General features: G+C 53.7%; 1 protein-coding gene. It reads left to right on the top strand.

Annotated features, from left to right (window positions below; translation table 11 throughout):
• Positions 1 to 117 precede the first annotated feature (117 nt).
• The coding region (locus Q4563_RS18080) for a hypothetical protein (RefSeq protein WP_303605486.1) at positions 118 to 326 on the top strand (209 nt) is incomplete at its 3' end.

The raw sequence follows: 326 nt of genomic DNA, 5'->3' as shown, positions 1-326 counted from the left end.
CTTATGGACTGTCATGATTCCGCTCTCACCCCGGCACTCATTACATCAACAGAGCCCTTCGCTGCGACTCGCCACGGCTTGAACACAGCCGCTGATATACACTTCCAGAATCTTGCAGTGCAAGATGCGTCGGAGCAGGCGCTGGTACAAGACTGGCTACCGATTTCAATTGATCAGGTCAGCAGCGGTCGCTATGCCGGGCGCTATCAGGAACTCAATCTGCCGGGCATCAAGATGGTGATCGAGCGCCAGAACTGCACAGTGCACAAACGTTTCACCATGGATAAGAAATATTGCACTCTTTCCTATGTCCGCGGCACCCTCGA

Source organism: Gilvimarinus sp. 1_MG-2023, from assembly GCF_030548285.1.
This window is presented reverse-complemented; position numbering and strand designations above follow the sequence as displayed.